This window comes from Streptomyces sp. NBC_01426 (assembly GCF_036231985.1).
GTDB lineage: Bacteria > Actinomycetota > Actinomycetes > Streptomycetales > Streptomycetaceae > Streptomyces.
Map to the genome: position 1 here is coordinate 2,176,514 of NZ_CP109500.1, position 20,761 is coordinate 2,197,274.

The 20,761-nt window shown below is 72.8% G+C and carries 16 protein-coding genes; 5 read left to right on the forward strand and 11 right to left on the reverse strand.

The genetic code is table 11. The features are described from left to right. Positions 1-71: 71 nt before the first annotated feature. Positions 72-2,483, reverse strand: coding sequence for a collagenase (locus tag OG906_RS09415; RefSeq protein WP_329441703.1), 2,412 nt, complete (start codon positions 2,481-2,483; stop codon positions 72-74). Positions 2,484-2,670: 187 nt separating this feature from the next. Between OG906_RS09415 and OG906_RS09420 the strand changes: the two genes are divergently transcribed. Continuing rightward, a complete protein-coding gene (locus tag OG906_RS09420; protein WP_329441705.1) occupies positions 2,671-4,041 on the forward strand; it encodes an aminopeptidase P family protein in 1,371 nt (456 codons plus the stop codon). Positions 4,042-4,068: 27 nt separating this feature from the next. Here OG906_RS09420 and OG906_RS09425 read toward each other — a convergent pair whose 3' ends face one another. The 3 genes from OG906_RS09425 to OG906_RS09435 all read right to left on the reverse strand — a co-directional run bounded on the left by OG906_RS09425 (position 4,069) and on the right by OG906_RS09435 (position 6,103). Continuing rightward, positions 4,069-4,443, reverse strand: a complete 375-nt coding sequence (locus tag OG906_RS09425; protein WP_329441707.1) for a hypothetical protein — start codon at positions 4,441-4,443, stop codon at positions 4,069-4,071. 143 nt (positions 4,444-4,586) lie between these two features. Beyond that, on the reverse strand, positions 4,587-4,985 hold the full coding sequence (locus tag OG906_RS09430; protein ID WP_267801141.1) for a RidA family protein: 399 nt from the start codon (positions 4,983-4,985) through the stop codon (positions 4,587-4,589). Beyond that, a complete protein-coding gene (locus OG906_RS09435) occupies positions 4,982-6,103 on the reverse strand; it encodes an acyl-CoA dehydrogenase family protein (protein WP_329441710.1) in 1,122 nt (373 codons plus the stop codon). Before OG906_RS09435 ends, OG906_RS09430 begins: the two co-directional genes overlap by 4 nt. 181 nt (positions 6,104-6,284) lie before the next feature. Here OG906_RS09435 and OG906_RS09440 point away from each other — a divergent pair, with 181 nt between their 5' ends. The 3 genes from OG906_RS09440 to OG906_RS09450 all read left to right on the forward strand — a co-directional run bounded on the left by OG906_RS09440 (position 6,285) and on the right by OG906_RS09450 (position 9,598). Next, positions 6,285-7,895, forward strand: a complete 1,611-nt coding sequence (locus OG906_RS09440; RefSeq protein ID WP_329441711.1) for an AMP-binding protein — start codon at positions 6,285-6,287, stop codon at positions 7,893-7,895. A gap of 4 nt (positions 7,896-7,899) precedes the next feature. Continuing rightward, a complete protein-coding gene (locus OG906_RS09445) occupies positions 7,900-8,700 on the forward strand; it encodes a PaaX family transcriptional regulator (RefSeq protein ID WP_329441713.1) in 801 nt (266 codons plus the stop codon). Positions 8,701-8,761: 61 nt separating this feature from the next. Beyond that, the gene (locus OG906_RS09450; RefSeq protein ID WP_329441715.1) at positions 8,762-9,598 is read left to right on the forward strand and encodes a GNAT family N-acetyltransferase; all 837 of its coding nucleotides are present in this window, start codon (positions 8,762-8,764) and stop codon (positions 9,596-9,598) included. A gap of 60 nt (positions 9,599-9,658) precedes the next feature. Here OG906_RS09450 and OG906_RS09455 read toward each other — a convergent pair whose 3' ends face one another. Further along, positions 9,659-11,917 (reverse strand): bifunctional salicylyl-CoA 5-hydroxylase/oxidoreductase, encoded by a 2,259-nt coding sequence (locus OG906_RS09455; RefSeq protein ID WP_329441717.1) that lies wholly within the window; start codon positions 11,915-11,917, stop codon positions 9,659-9,661. Between the two features lie 5 nt (positions 11,918-11,922). After that, positions 11,923-12,750, reverse strand: coding sequence for an enoyl-CoA hydratase family protein (locus tag OG906_RS09460; RefSeq protein ID WP_267801135.1), 828 nt, complete (start codon positions 12,748-12,750; stop codon positions 11,923-11,925). Positions 12,751-12,969: 219 nt separating this feature from the next. Between OG906_RS09460 and OG906_RS09465 the strand changes: the two genes are divergently transcribed. After that, positions 12,970-13,386 (forward strand): ATP-binding protein, encoded by a 417-nt coding sequence (locus OG906_RS09465; RefSeq protein ID WP_385642060.1) that lies wholly within the window; start codon positions 12,970-12,972, stop codon positions 13,384-13,386. 83 nt (positions 13,387-13,469) lie between these two features. On the opposite strand, the gene argF is transcribed toward OG906_RS09465, so the two are convergent. From argF to OG906_RS09490, 5 genes are all read right to left on the reverse strand, one after another. Beyond that, on the reverse strand, positions 13,470-14,492 hold the full coding sequence (gene argF, locus OG906_RS09470; RefSeq protein WP_329441719.1) for an ornithine carbamoyltransferase: 1,023 nt from the start codon (positions 14,490-14,492) through the stop codon (positions 13,470-13,472). A gap of 116 nt (positions 14,493-14,608) precedes the next feature. Continuing rightward, on the reverse strand, positions 14,609-15,835 hold the full coding sequence (locus tag OG906_RS09475) for an arginine deiminase (RefSeq protein ID WP_267801132.1): 1,227 nt from the start codon (positions 15,833-15,835) through the stop codon (positions 14,609-14,611). Positions 15,836-15,911: 76 nt separating this feature from the next. Continuing rightward, the gene (locus OG906_RS09480; protein ID WP_329441721.1) at positions 15,912-16,409 is read right to left on the reverse strand and encodes a hypothetical protein; all 498 of its coding nucleotides are present in this window, start codon (positions 16,407-16,409) and stop codon (positions 15,912-15,914) included. A 176-nt stretch (positions 16,410-16,585) separates the two neighbouring features. Further along, positions 16,586-19,189, reverse strand: coding sequence for a polynucleotide kinase-phosphatase (locus OG906_RS09485; RefSeq protein WP_443067367.1), 2,604 nt, complete (start codon positions 19,187-19,189; stop codon positions 16,586-16,588). Continuing rightward, positions 19,186-20,700, reverse strand: coding sequence for a 3' terminal RNA ribose 2'-O-methyltransferase Hen1 (locus OG906_RS09490; protein WP_329441722.1), 1,515 nt, complete (start codon positions 20,698-20,700; stop codon positions 19,186-19,188). The genes OG906_RS09485 and OG906_RS09490 overlap by 4 nt, the downstream gene beginning before the upstream one ends. Positions 20,701-20,761: the final 61 nt, after the last annotated feature.

Below are 20,761 nucleotides of genomic sequence, written 5' to 3' on the forward strand. Positions count from 1 at the left end.
TCATAGGGTGCCTAGGCACTCCGGGGCCGGTCCCGCCCCCCGTTCACGACGGGACCGACCACCGGCGTCGGTCAGTCGCGCAGCGGTCCCTCACAGCTGTAGGGGGAGGTCCCGGCCACCTTGTTGGTCCAGATCTCCACCGGGCCGAAGGAGCAGTTCATGTCGGCCAGGTTGTTGGAGGCCGCGCCCGCCCGGTCGAGGAGGAAGTAGTCCACCGTCTCGGACATGTCCTTGAAGTTCTGGTCGTCGCTGCGCCAGTTCTTCAGGTTCGCGGTGATCCGGCCGGTACAGGTGAACCGGCGCTTGCCGGGCTCGCCGTTCTCCACGCAGTCCGGGGTGTTGTACGTGGCCGTCGCGAAGGTCGACTTCACCGAGGCGAGCGCGGAGTCGCGCAGCCGGTCGTTGGCGGTGTAGGTGGTGTTCGGCACGTACAGCTGGTCCACCTTGGCGATCTGCGCGTCCAGGAAGCGGTTGTAGTCGCGCTGGAGGTAGGTGTCCGCGCCGGTCCGGTGACGCCAGGCGTCGTAGGCGGCGACGTCGTTGCCCCGCAGGTGGGTGTACATCTCGCGCAGCAGCATGGGCTTCTCGGTCCACAGGAACTCGAAGAAGGTGCCGGCGTAGCTGTAGAAGCGGAAGCCGTCGCCGTCGTAGGTGGCGTTGAGCAGTTGCTCCACGGTCATCCGGGGGCCGCCGCCCGACGTGTCGGCGATGACGCTCTTGACCAGGGACTTGCGCACGGCGATGCCGTTGTCCCGGGTGGCTCCGTCGAAGAACTCGGCCGTTCCCTCGTCCATGGCGGTCGTGCGGTCACCCTCGTACCAGGGGCCCTCGCCGAAGAAGCCGGGTACGGCGTAGCGGCCGTTGAGGTAGTGCGTGTACTCGTGACGGAACAGCTCCTCCAGCGTGAGGGAGGAGTCCTGGGGGACGCGGCGCTGGTAGGTGTAGAAGGTGGCGCCGTTCTCGATGTAGATGCCGCCGTTGTTGGTTCCGTAGCCGGTGAGGATGGGGTGGTAGTTCTCGTAGTCGGCGCGGGAGGCGTACAGCACGATGTTCAACGTGGTGTTGGGGTCGCCGGCGAGCGGCTGTTCGGTGCCGAGCACCCGGTGGTACTGGGACTTGACCTGCTTGCTCGCGTAGTAGAGCTGGTCGACGGTGGCCCGGTCGAGGGCGGTGCGGACCTTGATGCCGCCGTTGTCGTAGGAGTACGTGTAGGGGAAGAGCTGCTTCTCGATGTCCTCCTTGCACACCCCGTACGGCTTGCACGCCTCGTAGAAGTTGAGCCAGGAGACGATCTTGGCCCACTGCTCGCTGCCGTTGCCGAAGCCCGACCTGACCGGTTCCAGCAGGGCGCCGAGGTCGGCGACGACCTGGCTCTTGAGGGCGTCGATCTGGCCGAAGCGGCCGTACTCGCCGAGCGCGTCGCGGGCCACCCACGCGTTGCCGCCGCCCTTGAGGTGGACGTACCCGCCGAAGGCCTTGAACACGGCGCGGTAGGCCGGGTCGGCGGAGACCGCGGCCTGGAAGGCGGCGTCCTGGTTGCCCGGGTAGACGCCGAGGTAGTTGACGGAGAGCGCCGCGAGGGCCGCACCGCCCCAGGAGGCGTCCTGGTGGGTCGCGGGGTGCGCCGGGTCCATGGTGGCGAGCACCTTGGTGATCAGGCCGAGTTGGTGCTGTCGCAGGCCCGGGGCGCTCGCGGCGTAGAGGGCCTCGCGCAGGGTGCGGGCGTTGGTCGGGGTGGCGTCGAAGGTGTGGGCGGCGGCGGCGAAGTCCGCGACGGCGCGGCGCATGGCGTCGACGGTCGGGGCGTCGGTGACGTCGATCTCGTCGCGGGAGTAGTCGTGGTAGGCGACGGCGTGCAGGTAGGTGAACATCTCCTCCAGGTGCGAGGAGTTGCGGCCGTCGTGGGCGGCGGCCGCGGCGGATATCCGGCGGGAGACGGCCTGGACGTGGGCGTCGGACATGACGGGCGCGAGGCGGGCGTCCCAGGTCCAGACGAGGCCGCGCAGACAGCCGTCGGCGAGGACGGCCGGGTCGCCGAGGAAGTCGGCGAAACGTTCCGGCGAGAGGCCGGTGATCCCGTCGAGGGTGCAGGGGACGGCGACGGCCTGGTTCCGGGTGGTGGGCGCGGCCTGGGCGGCGGCCGCCTTGCGGCTCTTCTCCGACCGCTCGCCGGCCGAGGCGGCGGCCGCGTCGAGGGGCGACGTGGTGGGGCGCGCGGCGCCGGGGATCCGGCCCTTGCCGGCGAGGCCTCCGGGGGTGGTGGCGGGGGCCGCCACGGGTTCCCGGGCATCGGCGAGGCGGTCGACCTCGTCGAAGGGGTTCGGCGCGGTCGGGCCGGCGGCGGGGGCGCCGGCCGCGAAGGTCGCGGGAACCGTCGTGCCGTTCTCGGCCGCCCGGGTCACGGCCTGCCCGGCGGAGGCAAGGAGCGTGACCGCGACGGCGGCGGAGAGGAGGGACGTACGCACAGCTCTGTGCTGGGACACCGAGAACTCCTGGTGGGGAGGGGAGGTGGGGGAAGTGGTGCGCGAACTGCCTGCGGTGAACTGCCCTGCGTCACACGGCGTTTGACGGGGATTAACGTGCCGCGGTGTGAGCTGTAACATAGTAATGTGAAATTGCACTGACAAGACCTGTGCGACCACCAGTTCGCTTCTTCTTGAGGGAGCCCCCGTGACCGACACCCCCTCCGGCCTCCACATCGGCAGCCACGACCTGCCCGTCTCGCCGGAGTTGTCCCGCTTCATGGCCGGCGACTGGACCGCCACCCCGCTCCCCGACCGGGGCCCCGCACCGGCGTCCGCCGTCACCCCGGCCCGTCGCGCCCGCCTCTGCGCACGCTTCCCGGGCGAGCGCCTGATCGTCCCGGCGGGCGGGTTGAAGGTGCGCTCCAACGACTGCGACCACCGTTTCCGGCCGCACAGCGCGTACGCCTGGCTGACCGGCCTGACCGGCGAGGACCAGGTGGGTCACGTCCTGGTGCTGGAGCCCTCCGGTCCGCACCGGCACGAGGCCGTGCTGTACCTGCGCCCCCGGTCGCCGCGGGCCGACGGCAACGAGGAGTTCTACCGGGACCGCCGGTACGGGGAGTTCTGGGTGGGACGCCGCCCGGACCTGGCGGAGACCGAGCGGCTGACCGGCCTGCGCTGCGCCCACCTGGACACGCTCGGCTCACCCCCCGCCCGCGACGCCTCCTCCGACCCCGAACTGGCCGCCGCACTCTCGGAGTTGCGCCTGATCAAGGACGCCTGGGAAGTCGAGCAGCTGCAACGGGCGGTGGACCACACCACGGCCGGGTTCGAGGACGTCGTACGGGCGCTGCCGCGCGCGCTGGCCCATCCGCGCGGGGAGCGCTGGATCGAGGGGGTCTTCGGCCTGCGCGCCCGGGCCGAGGGGAACGGCACCGGCTACGAGACGATCGCCGCGTCGGGCGCCCACGCCTGCGTCCTGCACTGGATCCGCAACGACGGCCGGTTGAACCGCGACGAGCTGCTGTTGCTGGACGCGGGCGTCGAGACGGACACCCTCTACACGGCGGACATCACCCGCACCCTCCCCCTGTCGGGCCGGTTCTCGCCGGTGCAGCGACAGGTGTACGAACTGGTCCTGGCCGCGCAGGACGCCGGGATGGCGGCGCTGCGCCCGGGCGCGGGCTTCCGCGACTTCCACCGGGCCGCGATGCGGGTGATCGCGGAGGGGCTCGCCGAGTGGGGCGTTCTCAAGCACGCGGAGGGCGACCTGCACCGGCGCTACACCCTGTGCGGCAGCGGCCACATGTTGGGGCTGGACGTCCACGACTGCGCGAAGGCGCGGGCCGACACCTACCTGGACGGCACGCTGGAGGAGGGGCAGGTGCTCACCGTGGAGCCGGGGCTGTACTTCCAGCCGGACGACGAGACCCTGCCGGCGGAGCTGCGTGGCATCGGCGTGCGCATCGAGGACGACCTGGTCGTGACGGCGCAGGGCGCCCGACTGATGTCGGGCGCCCTGCCGAGGTCCGTGGCGGACATCGAGGAGTGGATGGGCCGCCTGTTGGCGGGATGAGCGGAGGTCCGGTCGCCGGGGCGACGGCTAGTCGTGCCAGTTGCTCCGGTAGCCGCCGTCGTGCCAGTTGCCCTGGTGGCCGTCGTACCCGTGGCCGCCGTCGTGCCAGTCGTCGTTCCAGCCGCCGTTGTTCCAGCCGCCGTCGCGCCAACCGTCGTCGTACCGGCTGTCATACCGGCCGTCGTTCCAGTTGTTCCAGTTGTTCCAGTTCGGATCGTTCCAACTGGCGTCGCGCCAGTTGCCCTCGTTGCGACCGCTGTTGTCCCAGCACCAGCCGGGCCGGTAGTTGCCGCGTGCGGGGTCGCAGCAGGCGGACCACTCGCCGTACCGCGAGTCGGAACACCAGTCGGTTTGCGGAAGGCCTGTCGGAAGACTTGTCGCGAAGGCGCCACTGACGGGCATCAGACCGAGCGTGAGCCCGGCCGCCCCTGTCACGGCTGCCGCAACGAACCCACGGCGCATGTCCATGCACCTCCGAGTGTTGATGGCGAAGCATGCCAAAACGGTCTTATCCACACTCCCCCGGCTTCGGGTCGCTGTCAAAATCACGGCAGGACGGCGATGCCGTCGAGCTCGACCAGCGCCTCCTCGTCCCAGAGTCGGACCACCCCGACGACGGCCATCGCCGGATAGTCCCGCCCGGCCAACCGGCGCCAGATGCGGCCCAGTTCACCGGCGTGCTCCCGGTACGAGGCCACGTCCACCGCGTAGACGGTGACCCGGGCCAACCCCCCGGGGGTACCGCCGGTCGCCGCCAGGGCCGCCAGCAGGTTGGACAGCGCCCGCTCGAACTGTTCCGGCAGGCTCTCACCCACGATCTTGCCGGAACCGTCCAGCGCGGTCTGGCCCGCCAGGAAGACGAGCCGGCCGCCCGTCATGGCCACGGCGTGCGAGAAGCCGGTCGCCGGGGAGAGCTCATGCGGGTTGTGGCGTTCCAGGCTCATCCCGCCACCTCCCGGTAGAGCTCCTTCGCGATGATCGTGCGCTGCACCTCGCTGGCCCCCTCGTAGATCCGCGGCGCCCGCACCTCCCGGTACAGGTGTTCCAGCAGGTGTCCCCGCTGGAGGGCGACGGCCCCGTGCAGTTGGACCGCGTGGTCCACCACGTACTGGGCGGTCTCGGTGGCCAGCAGCTTCGCCATGGCCGCCCGGCGCGGGACCTCGGGCGAGCCGCTGTCGTAGGCGCCGGCGGCCGCGTAGACCAGCAGGCGGGCCGCCTCCACGCGGGTCGCCATCTCCGCCACCCGGTGTGCGACCGCCTGGAGGTCGGCGAGGACCCCGCCGAAGGCGGTCCGGCCCGCCGTGTGCGCCAGCGTCGCGTCGAGGGCCGCCCGCGCCATGCCGACGGCGAAGGCGCCGACGCTGGGCCGGAACCGGTTGAGGGTGTCCATCGCGACCCGGAAGCCGCGCCCCGGCTCCCCCAGCACGTCCTGCGGCCCGACCGGCACCCCGTCGAAGGTCAGCGCGCCGATCGGGTGCGGGGACAGCATCTCCAGGGCCTCGCCCGTCAGGCCGGGCCGGTCGGCGGGCACCAGGAAGGCCGTGATCCCCCGGGAACCCGAGCCCTCACCCGTTCGGGCGAAGACGGTGTAGAAGTCCGCCTCGGGGGCGTTGGAGATCCAGCGCTTCTCGCCGCGCAGCCGCCATCCCTCGCCGTCCCGCTCGGCGGCCAGGGTCAGTGCGGCGGCGTCCGAGCCGGCCCCCGGCTCGCTCAGCGCGAACGCCGCCACGAGCCGGCCCTCCCGCACGCCGGGCAGCCAGCGCTCCCGCTGGGCCGGGCTGCCGGCGCTCAGCACCGGGTGGGCGCCCAACCCCTGGAGGGCGAGCGCCGTCTCCGCCTCCGTGCAGCCGTAGGCGAGGGATTCCCGCAGCAGGCACAGGTGCAGGGCGCCGGAGGTGAACACCCGCTCCAGCAGGCCCTCTTCACCCAGTGCCGCGAGCAGCGGGCGGTTCACCCGGCCCGCCTCCCCCTTCTCGGCCAGCGGCCTCAGCCGCTCGGTCGACAGTGCGCGCAACCGCCCGCACCACTGCTCGTCTTCCGCTTCGAGCGCGAATCCGGTCATCCGAATGTCCCCGCATCTATCGCGTCCTGTTGACTGCCGTCACCATCACGATACGCTCGTGTTGCCCACGCACGGACAGCTCCACCCCGTTCGGTTCCATACATTCGGTTCCATACAGCAGGGGCCGGCCCCCCACACCGGGGCCGGACCGTCGCAAGGGGGCGAACCCGCCTTGGAGCTCATGCCTTCCGCTCACGTCGACACCTTTGCCCGTGACCATCTGCCACCCGCGGACGCCTGGCCGCACCTGCTCTTCGAGTTGCCCGAGCTGGCCTACCCGGACCGCTTGAACTGCGGCGCCGAACTGCTCGACGCCACCATCGCCCGGTTCGGGCCCGACCGCCCGGCCTTCCGCGACGGCGCCGGCGCGGTGTGGTCGTACGGGGAGCTGCGCGAGCGCGTCGAGCGGATCGCCCACGTCCTCACCATCGATCTGGGGGTGGTCCCCGGCAACCGGGTGCTGCTGCGCGGACCCACCGGGCCGTGGCTCGCCGCCTGCTGGCTGGCGGTGATGCGGGCGGGCGCGGTGGCCGTGACCGTGCTGGCCGGACAGCGGTCCCAGGAACTGGCCACGGTCTGCGCGATGGCCCGGGTGGGCCACGCGCTGTGCCATGTGGACGCGCTGGACGACCTGGTGAAGGCCGAGGTGCCAGGGCTGCGCGTCACCCCTTACGGCGGCGAGACCCCCGACGACCTGCTGCGGCTCGTCGAGGGACATCCCGAGCCCTTCCCGCCCGTGGAGACCTCCGCGGACGACGTGGCCCTGATCGCCTTCACCTCCGGCACCACCGGGCGTCCCAAGGGCTGCATGCACTTCCACCGGGACCTGCTCGCCGTGGCGGACACCTTCTCCCGCCATGTGCTGCGCCCCCGCCCCGACGACGTGTTCGCGGGCAGTCCGCCGCTCGGTTTCACCTTCGGCCTCGGGGGCCTGGTGGTGTTCCCGCTGCGTGCCGGGGCCAGCGCGCTGCTGCTGGAGCAGGCGGCCCCGCGCGCCCTGCTGCCCGCGCTGGCCGAGCACCGGGTCACCGTCCTGTTCACCGCGCCCACCGCCTACCGGTCGATGCTGGACACCCTGGGCCCGTACGACACCGGCGCGTACGACCTCTCCGCGCTGCGCCGCTGCGTCTCCGCGGGCGAGAACCTGCCCGCCGCCACCTGGCGGGCCTGGCACGAGCGCACCGGGCTGCGCATCATCAACGGGATCGGCGCCACGGAGCTGCTGCACATCTTCGTCTCGGCCGCCGACGAGGACATCCGGCCCGGTGCGACCGGCCGGGTGGTGCCCGGCTGGCAGGCCCGGGTGGTGGACGCGGCCGGCCGGCCGGTGCCGGACGACGTGCCGGGGCTGCTGGCCGTCCGCGGCCCCGTGGGCTGCCGGTACCTGGCGGACCCCCGGCAGCGGGACTACGTACGGGACGGCTGGAACCTGACCGGCGACACCTACGTACGCGACGCGCAGGGGTACTTCCGGTACGTCGCCCGCGCCGACGACATGATCATCTCCTCGGGCTACAACATCGCCGGACCGGAGGTCGAGGAGGCCCTGCTGCGCCACCCCGACGTGGCGGAGGCGGCCGTGGTCGGCCGACCGGACGAACGGCGCGGTCAGATCGTCGTGGCGTACACCGTCCCCCGGGACGGCGCGGTCCTCACCGAGGACGCGCTGCGGGCCTTCATGCGCGAGGAACTGGCCCCGCACAAGTGCCCGCGCTCGTTCGTCTTCCTGCCCGCCCTCCCGCGGACCGCGACCGGGAAACTTCAGCGGTTCCGGCTGCGCGATCTAGAGTGAACCCGTGGTCGAGCAGCACACTCCGCGATCCCTGATCGTCACGTTCTACGGCGCCTACGGGCGGGCCTTCGAGGGCGCCGTCCCGGTGTCCGCGCTGATCCGCCTGTTGGGCGCGGCCGGCGTGGACGCGCCGTCCGTCCGCTCGTCGGTGTCCCGGCTGAAGCGGCGCGGCTTCCTGCTGCCCGCGCGCGCCGCCGACGGGTCGGCCGGCTACGAGCTGTCCTCGGAGGCCCGCCTGCTCCTGGAGGACGGCGACCGGCGCATCTACGGCTCCCCGCGCCTGTCGCAGGAGTGGCTGGTCGCGGTGTTCTCCGTACCGGAGCAGGAGCGGCACAAACGTCACCTGCTGCGTTCGCGACTGGCCCGGCTGGGCTTCGGCTCGGTCGCGCCGGGCGTGTGGATCGCGCCCGCGCACCTGCACGGGGAGACCGGGCGGACGCTGGAGCGGCTGCACCTGACGACGTACGTGGAACTGTTCCGCGGCGCGCACCTGGGTTTCGCCCCGACCTCCGAGGCCGTGGCCCGGTGGTGGGACCTGGCCGCCCTCGCCAAGCAGCACGAGGAGTTCCTGGACCTGCACGAGCCGGTCCTGCGGTCCCTCCAGTCGGGTCCCGCCCCGGCCCCCGAGCAGGCCTACCGGGGCTACCTGCTCGCGCTGGACACCTGGCGGCGGCTCCCGTACGCCGACCCGGGGCTGCCCCGCGAGCTGCTCCCGGCGGACTGGCCCGGGGACCGGGCGGCGGCGGTCTTCGCCGAGCTGCACGCCCGGCTGCGGGACGTCGGCGCGGGCTTCGTGGAAGCGTAGGCGGGCCCTCCCGGCGGGAAAACCGGCTGCGGGGCGGCGTCGGGCCGCGCCACCATGGGCCATGACGTGGACCTTCGGCTCCGACCTGACGGCGTTCCTGGCCGCCGCGCGCCCCGCCGTGGCCGCGCGGCCCGTAGCCAACACCCTGCTGCTGACCGTGTCCGAGGCCCTGGAGCGGCGCGGCCCCCACGCCTTCGGCGAGGAGGACCCGTTCTACGGCTGGTGGACCGGCCCCGACGGGACCGTCGCCGGGGCCCTGCTGTGCACGCCGCCGCGGCCCCTGCTGACGGGCGCGCTGCCCCCGGAGGCGGTGCGGGACCTCGCCTCGGCCCTGGCGACGGAGCCGTCGCTGCGCGGCATCAGCGGCTTCAACGGCCGCAGGCGGGACGTGGCGGCGCTGACGGCGGCGTGGGGGCGCCCCGTCGTGACCGAGCAGCAGCGCCTGTACCGGCTCGACGCCCTCGTGGCGCCCTCGCCGCGACCTTCGGGGCGGGTCCGGGCCGCCGTCGCGGCGGACATCCCGCTGCTGTCGGCCTGGCTGGAGGCGTTCCACGTGGAGGTGGATCCGCCCGGGTCCGTCTCCGAGGCCTGGGTGCGCGACCGGCTCGCCCACGAGGGTCTCCTGCTGTGGGAGGACGCCGGGGACCCGGTCTCCCTGGCGGGCTTGTCCCGCCCGGCGAGCGGGACCGTGCGGGTGGGGCCGGTGTACACCCCGCCGGGCGCGCGCGGACGCGGGTACGCCGCCGCGGTGACGCACGCCGCGAGCGGGGCGGCGTGCGCGTCCGGTGCCTCGGAGGTCCTGCTGTTCACCGACCTCGCCAACCCCACGAGCAACGGGGTCTACCTCCGGATCGGGTACGTCCCCGTCGAGGACCGGGCCGTGGCCCTCGCCCGCTGACCCGGGCGCCCGCGACCCCGCCCGCTCCCTGACGGCGGGCGGGGGGCCGCGGGCGTCGGGTCAGCCGCGACCCGTCGGGGGTGTGCGGCTGCCGGCGCGGTACGGGGCCGGCCAGGGCGCGGCCGGGCCCTGGTACGCCTGGTCGGCGGCCGCGTGCAGGGTCCAGTGCGGGTCGTACAGGTGGGGGCGGCCGACCGCGCAGAGGTCGGCGCGGCCCGCGAGGAGCAGCGAGTTGACGTCGTCCCAGGAGGAGATCGCGCCGACGGCGATGACGGGGACCCCGAGGGCGTTGCGGATCCGGTCGGCGTACGGGGTCTGGTAGGAGCGCCCGTACTCCGGGGCCTCGTCCGCCACGACCTGGCCGGTCGAGACGTCGATGGCGTCCGCCCCGCGGGCGACGAAGGCGGCGGCGATCCGTTCGGCGTCCTCGGGTGTGGTGCCTCCGGGTGCCCAGTCGGTGGCGGAGAGCCGGACCGTCATGGGGCGGTCGTCGGGCCAGACCGCGCGGACCGCGTCGAACACCTCCAGCGGGAAGCGGAGCCGGTTCTCCAGCGGCCCGCCGTACGCGTCGGTGCGGTGGTTGGTGAGCGGGGAGAGGAACCCGGAGAGCAGGTAGCCGTGCGCACAGTGCAGTTCCAGCAGGTCGAAGCCGCAGTCGGCGGCCCGGACGGCGGCCGCCGCGAAGTCCGAGCGGATCGCCGACAGGTCCTCGGCGTCCAGGGCGCGCGGTACCGCGGAGATCCCCGGCCGGTAGGGCAGGGCGGAGGCCGCGACCAGGGGCCAGTTGCCCTCGGGGAGGGGGTCGTCCATGCCCTCCCACATCAGGCGCGTCGATCCCTTGCGGCCGGAGTGGCCGAGTTGGACGCCGAGGGCGACGCCGGGCGCGCAGGTGTGGACGAAGTCCGCGATCCGCCGCCAGCCGGCGGCCTGTTCGGCGGTGTACAGGCCGGTGCAGCCGGGGGTGATGCGGCCCTCGGCGTTCACGCACACCATCTCGGTCATGACCAGCCCGGCGCCGCCCAGGGCGCGGGAGCCGAGGTGCACCAGGTGGAAGTCGCCGGGCACGCCGGTCCCGTCGGGCGCCGAGTACATGTCCATCGGTGAGACCACGACCCGGTTGCGCAGGGTGAGTCCGCGCAGGGTGAACGGGGTGAACATCGGCGGGGTGTGCGGGTCCGGGCAGCCGAAGTCCCGTTCCACGGCGCCGGTGAACCGCTCGTCGCGCAGCCGCAGGTTGTCGTGGGTCACCCGCCGGCTGCGGGTGAGCAGGTTGAAGGCGAACTGCCGGGCGGGCTGGTCGACGTACCCGGCGATCTCCTCGAACCAGCGCATGCTGGCGGCCGCCGCCCGTTGAGTGCTGGCCACCGCGGGCCGCCGGGCCGCCTCGTACGCGGCCAGCGCGGCCGGTACGTCCGCTTCGGCCGCCACGGCCTCCGCGAGGGCCAGCGCGTCCTCGACCGCGAGTTTGGTGCCGGATCCGATGGAGAAGTGCGCGGTGTGCGCCGCGTCGCCGAGGAGGGCCACGTTGCCCTGGGACCAGCGCGCGTTGACGACGGTGTGGAAGCGGGTCCAGGTCGAGCGGTTCCCGCGCAGGGGTCGGCCGCGCAGCGCCTCGCTGAAGATCTTGGCGCAGCGGGCCGCCGACTCGTCCTCGTCGCAGAGGTCGAGGCCGGCTGCCCGCCACACCTCCTCCCGCATCTCGACGATCACGGTGGAGGCGTCGGCGGCGTAGGGGTAGGCGTGCAGTTGCATGACCCCGTGTTCGGTCTCCGCGATCTCGAAGCGGAAGGACTCGAAGGCGAAGTCGGCGGCCAGCCAGACGTACCGGCAGCGGCCGGGGGTGACGCTGGGACCGTAGTGCCCGGCGCCGCTCTCCCGGGTGGCGCTGTGCACCCCGTCGGCCGCGATCACCAGGTCGTGGGAGGCCGCGAGTTCCCGGGCGTCCGGTGCCTCGGCCCGGAAGCGGAGCCGGACCCCGAGGCCGGCGCAGCGCTCGTGCAGGATCTCCAGCAGCCGGCGCCGTCCGAGGGCGGCGAAGCCGTGGCCGCCGGAGGTCAGCAGGCGCCCGCGGTGGACGACGTCCACGTCGTCCCAGCGGACGAACTCCGCGCTGAGGGCGGCGTGGACGACCGCGTCGGCCCGTTCGATGCCGCCCAGGGTCTCGTCGGAGAGCACCACGCCGAAGCCGAAGGTGTCGTCGGGGGCGTTGCGCTCCCACAGCTCGACGGTGTGGCCCTGCCGGGCCAGCAGCGCCGCCGCGTACAGTCCGCCCGGTCCCCCGCCCACGACGGCGACCCGCAGGGTCTTCTCGACGGCCATGGGGGCTACCTGCCCTTCCACTGCGGCGGGCGCCTGCCGGTGAAGGCGGCGTGGAACTCCGCGTAGTCCTCGCCGTTCATCAGGAGTGCCTGGGTGTTGGCGTCCAGCTCGACCGAGGCGGCCAGCGGCATGTCGAGTTCGGCGGTCAGCAGCGCCTTGGTCTGGGCGTAGGCCAGGGCCGGTCCGGCCGCGAGGTGGGCGGCGAGTTCGGCGGCCCGGGTGTGGGCCTTGCCCTCCTCGGTCATCTCGCTGAGCAGGCCGATCCGCTCGGCCTCGGGGGCCCGAACGGGCTCTCCGAGCATCAGCAGCCGGGTGGCGTGGCCGAGGCCCACGACCCGGGGCAGCAGGTAGGCGGCGCCCATGTCGCCGCCGGAGAGGCCGACGCGGGTGAAGAGGAAGGCGAAGCGGGCGGTGGGGTCGGCGATGCGGAAGTCGGAGGCGAGCGCGAGGACGGCCCCGGCCCCGGCGGCCACCCCGTGGACGGCGGCGATCACCGGGAACGGGCATTCGCGCAGGGCCCGGACCACCTGGCCGGTCATCCGGTTGAAGTCGAGGAGCTGGGCGGTGTCCATGGCGAGGGTGGCGCCGATGATCTCGTCCACGTCCCCGCCGGAGCAGAAGCCGCGCCCCTCGCCGCCCAGCACGAGGGCGCGCACGGAGCGCTCACGGGACAGTTCGGCGAGCAGATCGCGCAGGTCGGCGTAGGCGCCGAAGGTGAGCGCGTTCAGCTTGTCCGGTCGGTCGAGGGTGACGGTGGCCACGCCGTCCTGCCGGGTCACCCGGAGGTGGCGCCACCGTTCGGTCGCTGAGGTGGAACCGAGGAAGGGGCTCACCCGACCGACGGTATCACCGCTCCGTGACTCCCGTCACAGAAACGCGACAGCCCACGGCCGCGTGTCGACGCCCGCGCGCCGAAGGTCCCCGCCGCCCGTGGCACTGGTCCCCACGTTTCGGACGGGGTGCCCTACAGGGCCACACTTCGGGTTCGTATCGTTGAAACCGGGAGTTACCCACCCCCGGCCCGCCTCCCCCTGGATAAGGACGGCCCCGCCTTGCCCGACCCATCCGCCTGGCGGATCGCCCTGCCGCACACGGCCGCCGCCGTGCCCATCGCGCGCGCCCTGGTCCGTACCGCCCTGACCGACATCGAACCGTCCGCCGACAGCGACACCGCGGAACTGCTGACCGCCGAGCTGGTCGCCAACGCCGTCGAGCACACCGCGGGCCGGGCCCCGATCGAACTGGTCGTGGAGCTGCTGGCGAACGGCTGCCAGGTCGAGGTGCACGACGGCGACCCCCGGCCGCCGGGCGATCTCGCGACCCGCCGGGACGACGCGCACCCCGACCCCTGGCAGGAGCACGGCCGGGGCCTGCTGTTGATCCGGACGCTGAGTTCCGCCTGCGGCCACCGGCCCACCGAGCACGGCAAGGCGGTGTGGTTCACGCTGCCCGCGCGCCGGCACGCGTGACGAGGCGGCGCGGCCGCCCGGGAGGCACCCGACCGGAGCCGCGCGCCTCGGGCCCCGCGGCCCGCGACCCGCGACCCGCATGACTATGCGGAGAGAGCCGCTCCGGGGTCGGCCAGCGTCGCGACCAGCACGGCCTTGATGGTGTGCAGCCGATTCTCGGCCTCGTCGAAGACCAGCGAGTGCTCGGACTCGAACACCTCGTCCGTCACCTCCAGGTACTCCAGCCCGTGCCGCTCGTGGATCTCCCGCGCCACCGCCGTCCCGAGGTCGTGGAAGGCCGGCAGGCAGTGCAGGAACCGCACGTCCGGGTTGCCGGTGGCGCGCAGCACGTCCATGGTCACGGCGTACGGGGACAGGGCCGCGATCCGCTCGTCCCAGACCTCCTTGGGCTCGCCCATGGACACCCAGATGTCGGTGACGACGAAATCGGCCTGCGCCACGCCTTCGGCGATCTCCTCGGTGAGGGTGATCCGGGCCCCGCTGCGCTCCGCGAGGTCGCGGGCCGCGGCCACCACGGACTCGGCGGGCCAGTAGGCGCGGGGGGCGACGATCCGCACGTCCATGCCCAGCAGCGCGCCGGTCACCAGGTAGGAGTTGCCCATGTTGAAGCGGGCGTCGCCGAGGTAGGCGAAAGTGATCCGCTCCGGGGGCTTGGCGCAGTGCTCGGTCATGGTGAGCACGTCGGCCAGCATCTGGGTGGGGTGCCAGTCGTCGGTGAGACCGTTGAAGACGGGCACGCCGGAGTACGCGGCGAGCTCCTCGACGATCTCCTGGCTGTCGCCCCGGTACTCGATGCCGTCGAACATCCGGCCCAGCACCCGGGCGGTGTCCTTGACGGACTCCTTGTGCCCCATCTGGGATCCGGTGGGGTCCAGGTAGGTGGTGTGGGCGCCCTGGTCGGCGGCGGCGACCTCGAAGGCGCAGCGGGTGCGGGTGGAGGTCTTCTCGAAGATCAGCGCGATGTTGCGCCCCTGGAGCAGGCGCTGCTCGGTCCCGGCCCGCTTGGCGGCCTTGAGGGCGGCGGCGAGCTCGATCAGGCCGCGGAACTCGGCGGCGGTGAAGTCGAGCTCCTTGAGGAAACTGCGGCCGACGAGATCGGTGGCCATGGGGACACTCCAGGGTGACACTGACAGGGGATGCTGGAAGTCTATACGATCCTCCGCATTGATATACAGCCCCGTTCCCGGTTCGGTCACCGCCCGCCGACGCCCTCCGGCCGATGTCAGACCGGGTCCCGCTCCACCGGACAGCTCATGCAGCGCGGCCCGCCCCGCCCCCGCCCGAGTTCGCTGCCCGGGATCTCGATCACCTCGATGCCCTCCCGACGCAGATGGGTGTTGGTGGTGACGTTGCGCTCGTACGCGACCACGACCCCCGGCTCCACCGCCAGCACGTTGCAGCCGTCGTCCCACTGCTCCCGCTCCGCCGAGTGCACGTCCTGGGTGGCGGTCAGCACCTTGATCGAGTCCAGTCCGAGCGCCGCCGCGATGGCCCGGTGCATGTGCTCCGGCGGGTGGTCGGTCACCTTGAGTTCGCTCGCCTCGGATCCCGGCTCGATCGTGTAGGAGCGCAGCATGCCCAGTCCCGCGTACTGAGTGAACGTATCTGCGGCCACCATCGTCATCACCGTGTCCAGGTGCATGAAGGCCCGCCGCTTGGGCATGTCCAGCGCCACGATGGTGGTCGCCGACCCGGCGGCGAACAGTCCGCGCGCCAGCATCTCCACGGCCTGCGGGGTGGTGCGCTCGCTCATCCCGATCAGCACGGCGCCGTTGCCGATGACCAGGACGTCGCCGCCCTCGATCGTCGACGGGTAGTCGGCCTGCCCCTGCGACCAGTAGTGGAACGCACCGGAGGAGGTGAAGAGCGGGTGGTGCTTGTAGATCGCCTCGAAGTGGACGGTCTCGCGCTGCCGGGCCGGCCAGCGCATGGCGTTGATGGACACCCCGTCGTAGATCCAGGCGGAGGTGTCGCGGGTGAACAGGTGGTTGGGCAGCGGTCCCAGCAGGAAGTCGTCCAGCTCCATCGCGTGGAAGCGGACCGACACCGGCTCGGCGTGCGCGTCCAGGAACTCCCGCTTGGTCATCCCGCCGACCAGCGCCTCGGCGAGCGCGTGCGCGGAGAGCCCGTCGAAGACCGACCGCAGGTGGTCGGTGGCCAGCGGCCCGTACTCCTTCTCGTCGAAGACCCGGTCGAGGACGAGGTGTCTCGCCTCCGGGATGTCGAGGGCCTCCCGGAGCAGGTCGCCGAAGAGGTGGACCGCGACGCCCCGGTCGCGCAACACGTCCGCGAAGCCGTCGTGTTCCTGGCGGGCGCGCCGCACCCACAGGACGTCGTCGAAGAGCAGGGCGTCCTTGTTGCTTGGTGTGAGCCTCTTCAGCTCCAGGTCGGGCCGGTGGAGGATGACGCGGCGAAGCCGCCCGGTCTCGGAGTCGACATGGAATCCCATGCCGTACACATTCCCAGACCGGGCCGCTTTTTGACCTGGCGTCGGCTCAGCGGCCTCGGCGCAGGCCGAGAAGCCCTCAGCGCAGGCCGAGAAGCGCCGCCGGGGCACCGGTGAGCTCGGGGGCGGTCAGACCCAGCTTCGGGGTGGTGAGGCGCGGGATCCCGTAGTTGCTCCCGTCCGGCATGCCCAGCGGGGCGCCGATCACCGCGCCGGGGCTCTTGGCGAGCAGGGTCGTCGAGGGGGCCTCCACCGAACCCTCGCCGTCGGTCTCGGGACTGCCCGCCAGGTTCGGCACCGGGGAGGTGACGAGGGTGTGACCGAGGTCGGTGCCGATCGGGACCACCGGGAGCAGTGGGGTCGGAAGCAGGTCTCCCGTGTGGTGGCGCGGGGCTTCGGGGGCGCCGACGACCGGCACCGGAACACCGGTGGCCACACGCGGGGTGTCCACGCCCAGCGTGGTCTCGACGGCCTCAAGCGGGACGGCGACGGGTACCGCGTCGGCCAGGGCCGGGGTGGCCGCGCCGGCCGCCGCCATACAGGTCATGAGCGCCGCAATGCTTCCGCGCGCGGTCATCTTCATAGGTGAGGTTCCGTCCTTTCGGGGTCGCGGACGTTCCGCTGCCCTGGATGAACGATCCCGCCGGTGGTTTTCCCGGAGTTCTCCGCGAAAGTTCCCCCATACGACCTAATTCGAGGCCGTACGGGGGCCCTTGCTTTACGCGCCGTGCGGGCGGCTCGGCCCGCGCGGGGTCACAGCCGCGGGTCGACCGGCTCCGACTCCAACGCGAGGACGGCGAACACCGCCTCGTGCACCCGCCACAACGGCTCACCGGCCGCCAGCCGGTCCAACGCCTCCAGTCCCAGGGCGTACTCGCGCAGGGCGAGCGAGCGCTTGTGGCCGAGGAACCGCCCGCGCAGCCGCTCCAGGTTGTCCGGCCGCGTGTACTCCGGACCGTAGATGATCCGCAGGTACTCGCGCCCGCGTACCTTCACCCCCGGCTGGACCAGGCGCCCCTTGGCGTCCCTGGCGTACGCCACGAGCGGTTTGACGACCATCCCCTCGCCGCCGGCGGCGGTGAGTTCCAGCCACCAGTCGGTGCCCGCCCGCACGGAGGCCTCGTCGCCGGTGTCGATCACGATCCGGCCCGTGCGGCGCAACAGCCCGGTGCCGGCCGCCTCGTCGGCGGCGACGAGCCGGTCCAGGAGGGCCAGCTGCTCGTCGTGCGGCACCGCGGCCAGCGAGCGCCCGGCGGCCGCCAGGATCTGGAACGGCGCGAACCGTACGCCGTCCAGCCCGTCGGTGCTCCAGCAGTGGCGCCGGTAGGCATCGGTGAACAGGGCCGCGTCGCCGGCCCGTTCGCGCTGGCGGGCGGTCAACGCGGCGGTGTCCACGCCCCGGGCCCCGGCCGCCTCCAGGGCGGCGAGGGCTTCGGGGAACACGGCGCGGGAGGCGGCGCCCACGGCGGCGTACTGGTTGCGCAGCAGGCCGGTGGACTTCAGCGACCAGGGCAGCAGTTCCCCGTCGAGGAGCAGCCAGTCGGTGTCCAGCTCCTCCCACGTCCCGGCGTCGGTGAGCGCCCGGCGGATCCGGGTGAGCACCTCCTCCGTGACCTCCTGGTCGTGGAAGAAGGGGCGCCCGGTGCGGGTGTGGACGGAGCCCGTGGGGCCGTCCACCCCGAACCGCTCGCGGGCGGCCTCGGCGTCCCGGCACACCAGGACGGTGGCGCGGGAGCCCATGTGCTTCTCCTCGCACACCACCCGCTCGATGCCGTCCTCGCGGTACTGCGCGAAGGCCTCGGCGGGGTGTTCCAGGTAGCCCTCCTGCCGCGAGGTGGCCGTGGGCGCCATCGTGGGCGGCAGGTACGGGAGCAGCCGCGGGTCCACCGCGAAGCGGCTCATGACCTCCAGGGCCGCCGCCGCGTTCTCCTCGCGGACGTTGACGTTGCCCAGGTGACGGGTCTCGACGATCCGGCGGCCGATGACGTCGTTCAGGTCGAGCGGACGTCCGTCGTGTCCGCCCGGGGTCTCGGCGACGAGCGGCTTGACCGGCTCGTACCAGACCTTCTCGGCCGGTACGTCGACCAGTTCGCGCTCGGGCCAGCGCAGGGCGGTCATCTTCCCGCCGAAGACCGCGCCGGTGTCGAGACAGATGGTGTTGTTGATCCAGGACGTGTTCGGGACCGGGGTGTGGCCGTAGACCACGACGGCCTTGCCCCGGTAGTCCTCCGCCCACGGGTAGCGCACGGGCAGGCCGAACTCGTCGGTCTCGCCGGTGGTCTCGCCGTACAGGGCGTGCGAACGGACCCGGCCGGAAGTGCGGCCGTGGTACTTCTCCGGCAGCCCGGCGTGGCAGACCACCAGCCTGCCGCCGTCGAGCACGTAGTGGCTGACGAGGCCGTCGATGAACGTCCGTACCTCCCGGACGAACTCCTCCGGCTCGCGGGCGAGCTGTTCGATGGTCTCGGCCAGGCCGTGGGTCCGCCGGACGTCGGATCCCCTGAGGTGGCGGCCCAGCTTGTTCTCGTGGTTCCCCGGCACGCACAGGGCGTTGCCCGAGCCGACCATGCCCATCACGCGGCGCAGGACGCCGGGGCTGTCCGGGCCCCGGTCGACGAGGTCGCCGACGAAGACGGCGGTGCGGCCCTCGGGGTGGACCCCGTCCTCGTAGCCGAGCGTGGCGAGCAGCGTCTCCAGCTCGGAGGCGCAGCCGTGGACGTCGCCGATGATGTCGAAGGGGCCGCTGAGGTGGGTGAGGTCGTTGAAGCGCTTCTCCAGCACCACCTCGGCCGTCTCGACCTCCTCGACGGTGCGCAGGACGTGGACCTTGCGGAACCCCTCGCGCTCCAGTCCGCGCAGCGACCGGCGCAGTTCGCGCCGGTGCCGCTGGATGACCTGGCGCGGCATCCCGGCCCGGTCGGGCCGGGTGGCGTTGCGTGCCGCGCAGACCTCCTCGGGCAGGTCGAGGACGATGGCGATGGGCAGCACGTCGTGCTCGCGGGCCAGTCTGACCAGCTGTCGGCGGGACTCCTGCTGCACGCTGGTCGCGTCGACGACGGTGAGACGGCCGGCGGCGAGCCGCTTGCCGGCGATGTGGTGCAGGACGTCGAAGGCGTCCTTGCTCGCGCTCTGGTCGTTCTCGTCGTCGGCGACCAGGCCCCGGCAGAAGTCGGAGGAGATGACCTCGGTCGGCTTGAAGTGCCTGCGGGCGAAGGTGGACTTGCCCGATCCGGTGGCGCCGATGAGCACGACGAGGGACAGGTCGGTGACGGGGAGCACGCGCCCCCGGTCGGTGGTGTCGCGGTCTTCGGTGGTGTCGTCTTCGCCGGCGGTGGTGGTGCCGTCCTCGGTGGTCACGCTGCCTCGTCCTCCTTCGGGGTGTCGGTGTCGGTGTGGGTGTGGGTGTGCGGCGCGTCGGCCGCGGCGGCGTCCGCGCGGCTGAAGACGGCCATCTGGGTCGGCGGCCCGACCTCCGGGTCCTCGTCCCCGACGGGCGCGTGGGTGACGGAGTAGCCGTACCGTGCGGCGACCCGGTCCGCCCAGGCGCGGAACTCCTCCCGGGTCCATTCGAAGCGGTGGTCGCCGTGCCGGACGTGCCCGGCGGGCAGGGACTCCCAGCGGACGTTGTACTCGACGTTCGGGGTGGTCACCAGGACCGTGCGCGGGCGGGCCGCGCCGAAGACCGTGTACTCCAGCGCGGACAGCCGGGGCAGGTCCACGTGCTCGATGACCTCGCTGAGGACGGCCGCGTCGTAGCCCGCCAACCGCTTGTCGGTGTACGCCAGGGAACCCTGGAGGAGGGTGAGGCGGGAACCCTGCCGCTCCCCCATCCGCTCCGGTCGCAGCCGCTTGACGGCGGTGCCGAGCGCCCGCATGGACACGTCCACGCCGACGACCTCCGTGAAGGACACGTCCTTGAGCAGGGCCTGCAGCAACTGCCCCTGGCCGCAGCCCAGGTCGAGGACGCGGGCCGCGCCGGCGGTGCGCAGCGCGCCGAGGATCGCCTCGCGGCGTCGCACCGCGAGCGGCACCGGACGCTCCTCGGTGTCCTTCGTCTCGTCCACGGCGTTGTCGATCTCCTCGACCTCGCTGCCGTCCACCTCGGCGAGGCGGACCAGCTCCAGGCGTTCCAGGGCGTCCTGGGTGAGCCGCTTGTGGCGGGCGAGGTAGCGGGCGGTGATGAGTCCGTTCTCGGGGTGGCCGGCGAGCCAGCCGTCACCGGCGCGCAGCAGCTTGTCCACCTCGTCCGGCGCCACCCAGTAGTGCTTGGCGTCGTCGAGCACGGGCAGCAGGACGTACAGCTGACGCAACGCGTCGGACAGCCGCAACTCGCCTTCCAGCACGAGTCGTACGTACCGGGAGTCGCCCCACTCGGGGAACCGTTCGTCGAGCGGTACGCGCGTCACGCCGACGGACTCCCACCCCAGCGGGCCGAACAGCCGGCGCACCAGATCCTCCCCGCCGCGGGCGGGCAGCGCCGGGATCTCGATCCGCAGCGGCCGGGTCTGCTCCGGCAGCTCCGGGCGGACGAAGCACTGTCCTTTGAGGGCGCTGCGAAAGACCCCGCTGAGCGCGACGGCCAGCAGCGAGGACGCCGCGTACGGACGGTCGTTGACGTACTGGGCGAGGGCCGCGTCCGGTGCTCCGCCCCGGCCCTTGCCCTGCCCGCGGCGCACGAGCGCGACGGGGTCCACTTCCAGCAGCAGCGCCGCCGTGCACTCCTCGTCCGACACCACGGGGTAGAAGACGTGCGCGGTGCCGTGGGAGGTCGAGAACGCCTGCGCCTTCCCGGGATGCTTGTGCAGCAGAAAGCCCAGGTCGGTGGCGGGACGTGCGGCGGTGCCGGTCGTGGAGATCGTCAGGAACATGCGCTCGAGTATGTGCGGATCGCGGCTTCCCGGACAACGGAATTCCGGTCGGGGGAAGCCC

What these genes read in the sequence shown, in the direction of transcription:
- OG906_RS09480 (WP_329441721.1), bottom strand. Translation starts at nt 16,409, where the DNA reads ATGACCGCGCGCGGAAGCATTGCGGCGCTCATGACCTGTATGGCGGCG.
- OG906_RS09450 (WP_329441715.1), top strand. Translation starts at nt 8,762, where the DNA reads ATGACGTGGACCTTCGGCTCCGACCTGACGGCGTTCCTGGCCGCCGCG.
- OG906_RS09430 (WP_267801141.1), bottom strand. Translation starts at nt 4,985, where the DNA reads ATGAGCCTGGAACGCCACAACCCGCATGAGCTCTCCCCGGCGACCGGC.
- argF (WP_329441719.1), bottom strand. Translation starts at nt 14,492, where the DNA reads ATGGCCACCGATCTCGTCGGCCGCAGTTTCCTCAAGGAGCTCGACTTC.
- OG906_RS09435 (WP_329441710.1), bottom strand. Translation starts at nt 6,103, where the DNA reads ATGACCGGATTCGCGCTCGAAGCGGAAGACGAGCAGTGGTGCGGGCGG.
- OG906_RS09425 (WP_329441707.1), bottom strand. Translation starts at nt 4,443, where the DNA reads ATGCCCGTCAGTGGCGCCTTCGCGACAAGTCTTCCGACAGGCCTTCCG.
- OG906_RS09455 (WP_329441717.1), bottom strand. Translation starts at nt 11,917, where the DNA reads ATGGCCGTCGAGAAGACCCTGCGGGTCGCCGTCGTGGGCGGGGGACCG.
- OG906_RS09475 (WP_267801132.1), bottom strand. Translation starts at nt 15,835, where the DNA reads ATGGGATTCCATGTCGACTCCGAGACCGGGCGGCTTCGCCGCGTCATC.
- OG906_RS09440 (WP_329441711.1), top strand. Translation starts at nt 6,285, where the DNA reads ATGCCTTCCGCTCACGTCGACACCTTTGCCCGTGACCATCTGCCACCC.
- OG906_RS09490 (WP_329441722.1), bottom strand. Translation starts at nt 20,700, where the DNA reads ATGTTCCTGACGATCTCCACGACCGGCACCGCCGCACGTCCCGCCACC.